This is a genomic window from Microcoleus sp. K4-B3 (assembly GCF_036704615.1).
Classification (GTDB): Bacteria; Cyanobacteriota; Cyanobacteriia; order Cyanobacteriales; family Microcoleaceae; genus Microcoleus.
In genome coordinates this window covers 1-12,856 of the sequence record NZ_JAUBSF010000064.1, presented here as the reverse complement: position 1 = coordinate 12,856, position 12,856 = coordinate 1, and the positions used below count along the sequence as shown (strand labels likewise).

The window sequence follows — 12,856 nt, the reverse complement described above, 5'->3', positions numbered from 1 at the left end:
AAGCTGCAAGTAAATCTAAAATCTAAAATCTAAAATCTAAAATTGACTTGCTGGATAGCCAGCAGATGCGATCGCCTTCCTAACATCACTTTCCGACTTTGCAGTTTGAATCGTGACCAATTTTGTCTTGGTATCCGCCTCAACAGCAGCGGCTGAGTCAATGGCTTGGACTGCTTTTGTTATTGTATTCGCACAAGCAGAACAAGCCATCTTGGAAACTTTTAGCTGTAAAGTCATAGTTTGAACCTCACCAGAAACTGCTCAATAAGTGAATTAACTCCATTCTAAAGTCTCCAGTACGCAGGAGAGTCAAGGGGAATTGCAAAATAAATCAGGAATTATGAAAAAAGTGGTTTGACACGCTACCCATAGGAGTAAGGCGCGCACTGTGCACCCTACATAATTACGTTCAAGTGAGTTCTGTAAATCTTAACTTTGAGGGCGATCGACTGCATAGTAATAATTCTTTACAAGTCCGATTAAAAAATTTCATCCTAATTTCATTTATATGTGAAAAGCTGAAGATAAATGGTCGTTTTAAGGATATAAGCTCTATGAAACAAATTTCATTAAAAACAGGCTTTGCAGCGCTGATATTGACCGCCACAGCCGCTTTAACCAGTGGAGTGCTTGCAGCTTGTTCCAAAGCCCCTTCCAGCGAAACTCAAGCCCCTAATGTTACGGCTGCAACCGCAGCAAACAACAAGCAAGACGTGGCACAAGGCGGCGACATGGGTGGGATGAATCATGGCATGAATCACAATATGTCAATGGATTTAGGCCCTGCTGATGCCGACTACGATTTGCGATTTATTGATGGCATGACAGTACACCATCAAGGTGCTGTAAACATGGCAAAAGAGGTGCTTAACAAATCAAAACGCCCCGAAATGAAAAAACTAGCAAATAACATTATTGCCGCTCAGAACCGCGAAATCAATCAAATGAAAGAGTGGCGAAAAGCTTGGTATGCCAAAGCTAGCAGTACGCCAATGGCTTATCACGCTCAAATGGGTCACATGATGCCAATGACTCCCGAACAGATGCAAAGCATGATGATGAGCATGGATTTAGGTGCTGCTGACGACCAGTTTGATTTGCGGTTTATCAATGCGATGATTCCTCACCACGAGGGAGCTTTAGTGATGGCTGAAGATGCTTTGAAGAAGTCAAAACGGCCGGAAATGAAGAAATTATCTCAAGAGATTCTGACTTCGCAAAAGCAAGAAATTGAGCAAATGAAACAGTGGCGGCAAGCTTGGTACAAACAGTAATTTAGCTTCCCTAAAAAAAACGTGACACAAATCCACAATATGAGTGACATGAAATCACAGTAGCTCAATAGTTCAGAAAATACTTGCTTCACAAAAGCCAGAAATTGAAGACATGAAAAAGTGGCGACAACCTTCGTATACAAAGTAATTTAGCTCGACTTTGGCTGTCAGCAGTTGTCTGACTCCACCTCAGTTTCCTTAGATTACCTAAACATACTGTAGACTCTTGAGCAGCCATACCTCTAAAGTAGTAGAAAGTTACGTAAGAATACTGTAGACTCTTGAGCAGCCATACCTCTAAAGTAGTAGAAAGTTACGTAAGAATACTGTAGACTCTTGAACACTCCTACCTCTAAAGTAGTAGATAAGTCAGCAAAAAGCTATATAGAGGGGGTACTTCATGATCTTGAACAGCTTGGAATTAAACACAACTTATAAATCAAATGCAGCCGTAGAGGAGCTAGTGAGCGCGTTAACAAACGAAATTGAAGCGCAAGCAGAGATAAAAAAACCGGAAAAAAATCTACAGAAAAATCGCTTGTCATTAGGCGAAACATATCTTCGTATTTTAGAAACCGGTGGGCATCTGGGCTGCTGATGCGAAATTTCATCCTAATTTCATTTGACCGTGAAATACTAGGTTGAGTAGAGCATTTCTAGCTCTCGGTCATTGCTTAGCGGTCGCTTCTTGGAAAATGCTAATAAGTAGCTTTACTTAAGTGTTATCACTTACTTACATTGGCAAAATACCAACCGTTAAACCTGTGGCACTCAACCTGATTTCAAGGACAATGCCAACGATGATATTTCACAAATATGCTCAGTCTCCGGCAATTATTAGCAGCTTTTCTGGAATTTTGTTCAGCCTAATTTTGCTAACTTCTCCCGCCGCAGTTTTTGCCCACGCTGGCCACGGAAATGAATTTCACCAAAGCAGCGAAACACCTCAAACTCCTGCTGCTATTTCTGTGGATGCCGAAACAGCAAAACGGTTAGGAATTAAAATCTCCCCTGCCGCCCGCCAGAGACTAGATATCGGCATCAAAACCACAGGACAAATTGAAACTTTGCCCAACCAAAAAGTAGAAGTGACGGCTCCTGTTGCTGGCAAAGTAGTAGAGTTACTGGTGAAGCCTGGGGACAAAGTATCAAAAGGTCAACCGGTTGCGGTTTTATCGAGTTCAGAATTAGGACAGTTGCGGGTTGAATCTCTCTCGAAAGGTGCCGAAGCTGAGGCAGATTTGCAGCAAGCGGAAGGCGATCTCAAACTAGCACGAGAAAATTACGATCGCCAACTTCAAATATCCGCAGCAGAAATCGCCCAAGCCCAAACCCAATTGACAGCGGTAACTAAGCAGTACCAGCGAGAACAAGAATTAGTAAACAAGCGTTCAGTTGTGCAAGCCGCTCAAGAAAACTATCAACGTCAAGTTGAAATAGCGCAAGCCGAAATAACGCGGGCAGAAACAGAATTAACTATTGCTAAAGAACAGTTCGATCGCGATCGAGAATTAGCGGCATCAGGGGCGATCGCGCGACGCACAATGTTGGAATCGCAAGCCCACTTCGCAGAAGCAAAAGCCACTGTTGCTAAGGCCAAAAGCCGTCCTGAAGTTATTAAAGCCGAAACCGAAATTAAACAAGCCGAAGTAGACCTCCCTATGCGGGAATTGCGGGAATCTCAAGGCAGAGTAGCGGAAGCAAAAGCTCAACTTACCAGAGTTCAGAGCCGCCGGGAAGTCCTAGAAGCCGAGAACCAACTCAAACGCGGCAAAACTGCTGTCGAAGTCGCTCAGTCGCGCATTCGCTTGGCTGACGCAGCCTATCAAGCGCGGCTGCAACAATTAGGAACGGTTGCCAACGATCGAGGACTCGTTACCGTAGTTGCTCCGATTTCCGGGACGGTAGCCGAGCGCGAAATCACCCCAGGAGAGTCAGTAAACGCTGAAAAACCGCTGATGAGTCTGTTAAATGACAGCCGCGTTTTTGCCACAGCCAATATTTACGAAAAAGACCTGAATCAAGTAAAACAGGGTCAGGAAGTCAGGGTAAAAGTTGCTAATTTACCCGATCGCACTTTCAAGGGAAAAATCGCCTTAATTGGGTCATCCGTAGAAGGAGAAACGCGGGTTGTGCCGGTGAAAGCAGAACTAGATAATATTAACGGTGAATTAAAGCCAGGACTGTTTGCTGAGTTGGAAATTTTAACCGACAAAACGGCCACAAATATTTTAGCAATTCCGAGTGCGGCGGTAGTGGATTTTAGCGGTAAAAAAACCGTTTACGTCCAAAATGGCAATGCTTATCAAGCGGTTGAAATTGAACTCGGTCAAACTGCCGGAGATTTAGTTGAAGTTAAGAGGGGTTTATTCGAGGGAGATTTGATAGTAACGCAGCGAGCACCTCAACTTTACGCACAATCTTTGCGGGGCGGCAGCAAGCCCTCAAAAGACGAGGAAAAGAAAAAGGCAACTCCCAAGGTAACAGAGATTAATTTTAATAATTTACCCGTGTCTTTATGGTGGGCGGGAATAGGGGGAGGAGTTGCGATCGCATCCCTGACTTTCACAGCCGGCGTGTTGTGGGGAAATCGGCGCAAATTGCCAGCAATAGCAGCGGATTCTGGAAACAATGCTGCAAATAATGGTTTTTCCGCCTCTAAATCGACCTGGGACGATGAATTGCTGTTACACAATAACAACCATCACGTTAAAAATGCAGAGACAGAAGTCAAGAGTTTGAAGTAACAGCACGACACGGAAGTTACGGATACACGGATAGCTGTTTTTATCAATGCCCAATGCCCAATTCCCAATGCCCAATTCCCAAATTATTAAATGTTCAGCACAATTCTCAGATGGGTAATTAACCGTCGCTGGCTAGTCGTTGTCGCCACCATTATTGTTAGTCTTTGGACATTATATATCATCCCTCAAATGTCGCTTGATGTCTTCCCTCCTTTTGCACCGCCGCAAGTCGAAATTCAGACGGAAGCACCGGGACTCGCGCCGGAAGAAATCGAGTCTTTAGTAACACTGCCGATCGAAAGTGCGATTAACGGAACTCCTGGCGTAACAGCAGTGCGATCGTCTTCGGCTGTGGGCCTTTCTGCGGTTAAGGTAATCTTTGATTGGGGAACTGAAATTTATCAAGCGCGGCAGTTGATAACAGAACGGTTGCAGCAAGCGCAAAGCAAACTCCCGGCTGGGGTAGAAACACCGCAAATTTCTCCGACAACTTCTCCTGTCGGCACTGTTATCACCTATGCTTTTACATCAGAAACTACTCCTTTGATGGAAGTGCGCCGTCTGGTTGATTGGCAAGTCACAAATCGGCTTTTGGCAGTGACTGGGGTTGCTCAAGTGGTGGCTTACGGAGGCGAAGAAAGGCAGTATCAAGTATTAGTAGAACCTGCCAAGTTGAAAGCTTTTAATGTGTCGTTGCAGCAAGTTGCTGAAGCGGCGGCGGCTGCGAATGTTAACGCGCCGGGGGGGTATTTAATTACGCCGGATCGAGAAACTTTAATCCGTGGCGTGGGGCGGATTGAGTCTGTGGAAGATTTGCAGCAATCGGCGATCGCCTCTCGCCACGGAACACCCGTCAGAATTGCTGATGTCGCTGATGTCAAGATTGGTGCTGCAATCAAGCGGGGCGATGGCAGTTTTAACGGCAAAAAAGCTGTGATTGTGATGGTAAACAGACAGCCAGTTGCTGATACTCCGACGGTAACGAAAGCGGTTGAGGCAGCAATGGCTGAGGTGCAGCAAGCTCTGCCCAAAGATATTAAAGTTACTGTCACGTTTCGACAGGAAGAATATATCAATTCCTCGGTGGAGAATGTGCGATCGGCTTTAGTTGAAGGCAGCATCATCGTCACCCTTATTCTCATCCCGTTTTTGATGAATTGGCGGACTCTGACTGTTGTTTTGCTGGATTTTTTCCTAACTTGGCTGTTCGGGCTGCTGGCGATGTATTGGCTGGGGCTGGGGCTGAATACGATGACTTTGGGGGGTTTGTCAGTGGCGATCGGCACTGCGATCGACGATGCGATCGTCTATGCGGAAAATACCTACCGCAATTTGAGAGAAAATACGTCTTCTCTTCATCCGCGCCCGGTGATGGATGTGATTTTTGACGGCAGTCAGGAGGTGCGCGATTCGTTAATTGGAGCAACTGTTATTGGGATTGTGGTGTTTTCTCCTATTTTTACTTTGCCCGGTGTAGAAGGTCGAATTTTTACGCCTATGGGGATTACTTATTTGGTAGTTGTTGTGATTTCCAGTCTGGAATCGCTGTTAATATCTCCGGCTCTTTGCGCTATTTTGTTGCCTAACAAACGCATGAGTGCTGCGGAACCTTGGCTGCCGAGATTTTGCAAGAAAATATATCATTTTTTGATAAAATTGTCAATGCGTTATTCGGGAATAATTTTAGTTTTTGCTGCTGCTAGTATGGTGGCTGCACTAATTATTTTACCATCCTTTGGACGGGTGTTTTTGCCGGAGTTTCAGGAGCAAACTTTGGTGAATACTATTCTGCTTTATCCGGGGGTGTCTTTGGAAACAACAGATAGCGCGGCTTTTGCTATTGAAGATGCACTTAAGGATGATACCAGGTTTGAATACGTGCAAGTGCGATCGGGCAGAGCTCCGGGTGATGCTGATGCTGCGGGTGTCAATTTAGCTCACATCGATATCGGTTTGAGCGAGGAGGGCATGAAAAACAGGCCGAAAACTTTGGAATCGCTGCGGCAGGAATTTGCTAGATTGCCGGGAGTTGCACCCAATATCGGCGGTTTTATTTCTCACCGGATGGATGAGGTTTTGTCAGGTGTCAGAAGTCAGATTGCTGTCAAAATCTTTGGCCCGGATTTGAATCAGCTTCGCAGCATCGGTGCAAAAGTTGAAGAGCAAATGAAAACAGTTGAAGGAATTGTGGATTTGCAACTCGAACCGCAGGTGCCAGTGCCACAAATTCAAATTAAGTTCAACCGCCAAGCTGCGGGTAGATACGGTTTAAAAATCGGAGAGCTTTCTGAAATAATTGAGACAGCTTTAAACGGCAAAGTTGTTTCTCAAGTTTTGGAGGTGCAGCAAACTTTTGACTTAGTTGTTTGGTTGCAGCCTGAAGCCAGAAATAACTTAGAAACTATTCAGAATTTGCTGGTTGATACTCCAAGCGGCAACAAGATTCCCCTCGCCCAAGTTGCGACTGTCAAATACGGTACGGGCCCAAATACGATTAACCGCGAGAATGTTTCTCGCTTGATTGTGGCGGCGGCTAATGCTAAAGGTAGGGATTTGCGATCGGTTGTGAATGAAATTCAAGCTAAAGTCAAACGAGAGGTGCAGTTGCCTTTTGGCTATTTTATCCAGTACGGCGGTCAATTTGAAGCTGAGCAAAGAGCTTCGCAAAATATTATGATATTTAGCGCGATCGCCTTTTTGGTAATTACAGTATTGATGTACTTGTCCGTCAAGTCAATTCCTTCAACTGCTATGATTATGATTAATTTGCCGATCGGATTAGTGGGAGGAGTAATTGCGGTAGCTTTGACTGGCGGCATCATCTCTGTAGCTTCCCTGGTTGGCTTTGTCACATTATTCGGCGTTGCTACCCGTAACGGCTTGCTTTTAGTAGACAACTACAACTCTAAGTTTGCCGAAGGACTGCCTTTTAAGGAAGCAATTATTAAAGGCTCGATGGAACGGCTCAACGCCATCCTGATGACCGCTTTAACTTCAGCTTTGGGTTTAGCACCTTTAGTATTTGAAGGCGGGGCGGGCAAGGAAATCCTCCAACCGCTGTCAGTAGTAGTTTTAGGAGGTTTATTTACTTCTACAGCACTAACTCTGTTAGTTTTGCCAGCTTTGTATGCTCAATTTGGGAAATTTTTACGACCTCAACAACCTCAGCAATCGGTGAAAAACGGAAAAATATAGCGCGTCTAAATCATTTGTACAAATATGTAGGGGCGGGTTCGCCAATGGTTAAAAACGTAGCAAACAGGTTAAATAAACCCGCTCCCACCCCACGAATAACTCCCAAATAACCCTCATATTGACATTGGGGCAAGATGTCAATTTCAACCGCCCAATCATAACGAGAGTATTTAACCCGGACATGATATTACTGGATTTCTTCACTATTCTCGCTGCTTGCATCCACCGTTGCTTCTTTCTCCATCAGCGATTCTACAAGGATTAACGCAATACTGAAGGCACAGCCCAGGTAAGGATCGATACAAATTTGACCGACTTGCAGGATAATTTTAGCAATTAGGATTAAGAATTTGGCGCGCGGGCTAGTATTTAGCATTTCTTTGCCTTCTAATTTGTTTATATTAACTGTTTTAACAGGCGTAAAAATAGCTGAAAATGGGATATTTTTATCCATTAAATACCTGCAAATAATCCAGTCACTAACAAAGGGCTTAAATATAAAAAAATCCAAATTCGGGTTAGGTATCGCCTTTATGACTCCGCGGTCTCAACCGCTACTACACCAACAAAGTCGGCCGGCGCCAACTAATTAATAGAGGGAATAAAAAACTCGAATTTGGTTATAAATCTAAATATTGATAATTAAACGGCAAATAACCTTAAATAGCATTAAATAACAACTGCGGTTTATTCCCGTCAATCTAAAAAACGAATGCTATGCTTTAAATAACAACCAAATAGATTATCGCGATCGGGATACTGCATTCAATATTTTGGCGTTTAAAACAAACATTCCTCATGCCGTGTCCCTACGCAGCAATCGATTTTTGACTGCAAAATCTTGGCTGAGAAGCCGGGTTAATTTAAGCAATCCGGTTTTGGTAAAAAATTATTGAACCCACTCGGAGGTATTTTATGAATGCGGAAAAGTCGTTTACAGTTTTTCTTGAAGATATCGCTGCGAATATTTTTACTGAAACTGCGTCTGAGGTGCAAAAATTATGCTTTCGGCTGCGGTTTCATCCCGACAATCACCAACTCGAAAATACCGATATCGCCGGATTAATTAAAAAACAACTCAACGGCGGTTTTGCTGAAAATTCAATTAATCCAATTTTGGGTGATGTCATTAAGAAAATCAAGGATAAATTTGCACCACAAATGGCAGCGGATGGCATTGATATTGCCAAGCTGACACCGGGGAAAGGTAAACCAAAAGAATCTCCTTGGAAAATTGTTTATCGCTGGTTGCGGATGAGGTGGATTTGGCAAAGTTTGGTGGAGAAAGCCGACAAGCATTGTCAGTGGATTGATTTTCTGCATCCAGAAAACCATCTTGGGCTTGTCATCCCGCCGCCGCGTCAGAAACGACAGCTTCAAGTTAAGGCTGCTTATTCTATGCGAATTGAGTTGCAGCATTCTAGTCGGAATTTACTGCTGCTGAATCAAGGATGGACAACCAAATATGTTTTGACGCCTTCGATCGCTTTTGCACCCAAGTGTCAGCTTGATGGTAAGCCGATGTGGATACCTCAAGATGGATCGATTTTGCGAGAGTGTAACGGATGGATTAATTTTGATACTCCGGGAAAAGAGGAATTTGTCGGGATTGTGTTGGATGAAAATTTAGATTTTGATTGGTTAGATTTGCGGGAAGATAACCACGCACCGACTTGGGATGAGACGCGGCTTTCTCAGTTGTGGAGTTATTTGGAAGGTAAGGAAAATTGGCAGGTTTTTTATCAGGATTTTGAGGTGGTTGGTTAGATACAAAGTCCGCCAGGAAATCAATTCCCACAGCGAGTAGCTAAAGTCAGTTAAAACCGACTGGGAAGGTCGATTTTAGCTGTGGTAGAAACCGGGTTTCTGGTAAAAGCTATGCAAAAAATCCTAAGTTTTTTGTCAGAAACCCGGTTTCTTAGGAGTTATGGAGACTGGTGCAATATATTAGGTAAAATTGACATATTGCACGACGTTCGAGGGGTTATTCGTGGGGGCGGGCGGGTTTATTTAATTTGTTTGTTACCTTGAAAGTCCTTGGCGAACCCGCCCCTACAGGTTATCGCTCGGGTTGCAAGATGTCAGTTAAAACAGACTAGAAAACTTGAAAAATTAGGCTTTTAGTCCTCTTGGGAGGACTTGCGCTATGAGACAGCGATTTGAATCGCTGGCGGGTGATGGGAGAAATGCAAGGTATCAATCAACCCTTGTTTCATCAGGAATGTGTCGAAATTTTTTGTAGATATTATAATTATCAAAGGAAACCCCACATGGACGAACAACGCATACAAGCTTATCTCCAACTCATTTTCTCTCTCCTCAATTGCCCTGATGGACAGGAAATCGAATTATTAGAGGCAAATCCCGATTTAGTTGATGGCGGGTTGTTGGAATGGATGGCATTGGTGGCTGCTGATTTGGCAGATCAAAATGCGGCGGATTGGTTGTTAAATTTTGCCAGTCAATTAGCAGAAGCGTTAGGGATTTCCTCAAGTTCAGCGACGCGAGAAGAATATTTCGCCTTCCTGGGAGAGTTGTTAGATGCAGAATACGAGAGTAATGGTAATCCCCAAGCAGTCTATCGGGTCTTGCAACGGCATCTCAATAAACTGGATACGCATTTTGCCCAAATATTACAGGAAGGAGCGACAGCCCTGATTTCCCAACAACCAGAATATGCAGAATCGATTGTCGCCTTAATTGAAAAAATCAGTGTTCGTATTGAAGAATTCCCCCGGGGAAACATCGCCAACAATCAGGAAATTGCCATTGCTGGCTATGCAGTCGTCCTGCAAAACCGCGAGGAAGATACCGAAATGTGGGCGCACACGCAAAATAATCTTGGGATTGTGTACGGTAACAGAATTAAAGGGGATAAAGCTGAGAATATTGAATTAGCGATCGCTGCCTACACCCTTGCCTTACAAGTAAGAACCCCACAAGCCTTCCCCAAAAAATGGGCAATGACGCAAAATAATCTTGGGACTGCGTACTGTAACAGAATTAAAGGGGATAAAGCTGACAATATTGAATTAGCGATCGCTGCCTACACCCTTGCCTTACAAGTAAGAACCCCACAAGCCTTCCCCAAAAAATGGGCAATGACGCAAAATAATCTTGGGGCTGCCTACAGTGACAGAATAAAAGAGGATAAAGCTGACAATATTGAGTGCGCGATCGGAGCTTACACCAAAGCTTTGCAAGTTTATACCCCACAAGCCTTCCCCCAAGATTGGGCGCAGACGCAAAATAATCTTGGGATTGCGTACTCTCACAGAATAAAAGAGGATAAAGCTGACAATATTGAGTGCGCGATCGCAGCTTTCACCCTGGCTTTGCAAGTTTATACCCCACAAGCCTTCCCGCAATATTGGGCACTGACGCAACATAATCTTGGGATTGCGTACCGTAACAGAATCAAAGGGGATAAAGCTGACAATATTGAGTTAGCGATCGCCACCTACATCCTTGCCTTACAAGTAAGAACCCCACAAGCCTTCCCTCAAGATTGGGCAATGACGCAACATAATCTTGGGAATGCGTACTGTGACAGAATCAAAGGGGATAAAGCTGACAATATTGAATCAGCGATCGCCGCCTACACCCTGGCTTTGCAAGTTTACACCCCACAAGCTTTCCCCCAACATTGGGCAATGGCGCAAAATAGTCTTGGGAATGCGTACCTTAACAGAATCAAAGGGGATAAAGCTGACAATCTTGAGTTAGCGATCGCAGCTTATACCCTTGCCTTACAAGTAAGAACCCCACAAACTTTCCCCCAAGATTGGGCAATGACGCAAAATAATCTTGGGGCTGCCTACAGTGACAGAATCAAAAGGGATAAAGCTGACAATATTGAGTTAGCGATCGCAGCTTACAAGCTGGCTTTACAAGTAAGAAACCCACAATCCTTTCCCCAAGATTGGGCGCAAACGCAAAATAATCTTGGGAATGCGTACTCTCACAGAATAAAAGGGGATAAAGCTGACAATATTGAGTTTGCGATCGCTGCTTACACCCAAGCTTTGCAAATCTACACTCCAGAAGCATTTCCTATCGACTGTCTCGGAACAAGTAGCAATTTAGGCAACCTAGCCTTTGATATCGAAAATTGGCAACTTGCCATCGAAAGCTACGAAAAAGCCATTGCATCCGTTGAACGAAGCCGCAACTGGGCAACTACCGACAAACGCCGCCACGAAATCCTCAAAGAAGCGATCGGAGTTTATTACAGAATGGTGCAAGCCTGTATCAACAACGATCGACTAGATAAAGCCATTGAATATTCCGAACGTTCTCGTTCTAAAACTCTGGGCGATATCATGGCGAGTAACCGCTATTTCGAGCAGGGAGAAATTGACCTCGAACTCAAACAAGCTTGGCAGAAATACGACGATCTGCAACAGCAAATTAACCTGCTTACCCTTGCTTATCAAAACGCAGAAACACAACTAGCAGGCACGAGGCGCATCGCCACGCCGGAAAGTTTGCAAGCAGACGAGGAAGCGATCGAACAGTTAGAAGCCCAAAAACAGCAAACCTGGGAAGAACTCCGCCGCCGCGATCCGGTTTTGGCGGGACAACTCCAAGTCGATCCGTTAAATTTATCCCAGATTCAGCGGTTAATTGATAATGACAAGACTGCCCTGTTGAGTTTTTATACGACTGAAAATGACACCCATATTTTTATCTTGTTGAAAGATCGATCGCCGCAACTCTTCACCTGCGAAGGACAAGGGTTGGCAGCGTTGCAATATTGGTTGGGGCATAACTGGTCGATTCCCTATGTGGAATTCAGAAATACAGGAAACTGGGAATGGAAAGACAAAATGGGGAGTGTTTTGGCAGAACTTTCTGGGCGGTTGCAAGTGAATGAATTGATTGCTAAGTATTTGAATGGAATTGAAGAATTGATTATCGTGCCGCATTTGATGTTGCATCAGATTCCGTTTGCGGCATTGCCTGTTGCCGATCCCCCCCAGCCCCTAGGGCGGTTTCATTCTCAGGACGATCGGGGTTTTGTAGGGGTTGTGCCCCCGTGCGGACCCCGCCCCATCAATGAAAAATCGAGTATTTCACGGAACGGGGCAACCACGGGGGGATTGCCCCTACAAGAAAATGAAACAGTCCTGCTGGGGTTAGGGAGGGTTCTTTCCGCGAATTTCGACTCCATGCGCGGGATCTCAATTCCAAAACCTCAACCCAAAACCCAACCAACTTCGTCCCCAAGCCAATATCTCGGCGATAAATTCCGCCTCCGCGTTGTCCCCAGTTGCCAAATTCTCAGCTATTGCCACGATCGCCCGCCGCTGCACCCGCAACCGATAATGGGTATCGTAGAAGATGCCACCGAAGACTTGCCGTTTACGCGTTACGAGTGCGAAACCCTGGCAAAAAACTACCAAATTCCCCCCATGCGGCGGCTGCAAGGCAAGGATGCCACGATCGACAGCGTAAAACACCTGTTGCGGCAAGTGCAAATCCTCCACACCAGCCACCACGCCGCCTCCAACCTCAACGAACCCCTAGAATCCGCATTACAACTGGCCGATGGTAACTTGAAACCCACATTCCGCAGATATTCACGCAGATTTAATTTCAAAGAAATTCAGAATTGCCAAAACCTCAAATGATTGCTAT

At 44.8% G+C, this 12,856-nt stretch carries 8 protein-coding genes; 6 read left to right on the top strand and 2 right to left on the bottom strand.

The window, feature by feature from the left end:
- Positions 1-36: 36 nt before the first annotated feature.
- The gene (locus tag QUA78_RS22835; protein ID WP_333302489.1) at positions 37-237 is read right to left on the bottom strand and encodes a heavy-metal-associated domain-containing protein; all 201 of its coding nucleotides are present in this window, start codon (positions 235-237) and stop codon (positions 37-39) included.
- Positions 238-554: 317 nt separating this feature from the next.
- Between QUA78_RS22835 and QUA78_RS22830 the strand changes: the two genes are divergently transcribed.
- From QUA78_RS22830 to QUA78_RS22815, 4 genes are all read left to right on the top strand, one after another.
- Positions 555-1,274 carry a DUF305 domain-containing protein gene (locus QUA78_RS22830; RefSeq protein WP_333302491.1) on the top strand — a complete coding sequence of 240 codons (720 nt, stop codon included), beginning with the start codon at positions 555-557 and terminating at the stop codon, positions 1,272-1,274.
- A 400-nt stretch (positions 1,275-1,674) separates the two neighbouring features.
- Entirely contained in the window at positions 1,675-1,872 is a 198-nt protein-coding gene (locus QUA78_RS22825) for a hypothetical protein (protein WP_333302493.1), read from the top strand.
- A 202-nt stretch (positions 1,873-2,074) separates the two neighbouring features.
- Positions 2,075-4,021, top strand: coding sequence for an efflux RND transporter periplasmic adaptor subunit (locus QUA78_RS22820; RefSeq protein ID WP_333302497.1), 1,947 nt, complete (start codon positions 2,075-2,077; stop codon positions 4,019-4,021).
- A gap of 90 nt (positions 4,022-4,111) precedes the next feature.
- Complete coding sequence (locus QUA78_RS22815; protein WP_333399032.1) at positions 4,112-7,216, top strand: efflux RND transporter permease subunit; 3,105 nt, start codon at positions 4,112-4,114, stop codon at positions 7,214-7,216.
- A 187-nt stretch (positions 7,217-7,403) separates the two neighbouring features.
- Here QUA78_RS22815 and QUA78_RS22810 read toward each other — a convergent pair whose 3' ends face one another.
- Complete coding sequence (locus QUA78_RS22810; protein WP_333306656.1) at positions 7,404-7,670, bottom strand: hypothetical protein; 267 nt, start codon at positions 7,668-7,670, stop codon at positions 7,404-7,406.
- Between the two features lie 461 nt (positions 7,671-8,131).
- Between QUA78_RS22810 and QUA78_RS22805 the strand changes: the two genes are divergently transcribed.
- Entirely contained in the window at positions 8,132-8,983 is an 852-nt protein-coding gene (locus QUA78_RS22805) for a hypothetical protein (RefSeq protein WP_333306657.1), read from the top strand.
- Positions 8,984-9,486: 503 nt separating this feature from the next.
- The gene (locus tag QUA78_RS22800; RefSeq protein ID WP_333399031.1) at positions 9,487-12,849 is read left to right on the top strand and encodes a CHAT domain-containing protein; all 3,363 of its coding nucleotides are present in this window, start codon (positions 9,487-9,489) and stop codon (positions 12,847-12,849) included.
- The last annotated feature ends 7 nt before the right edge of the window (positions 12,850-12,856 follow it).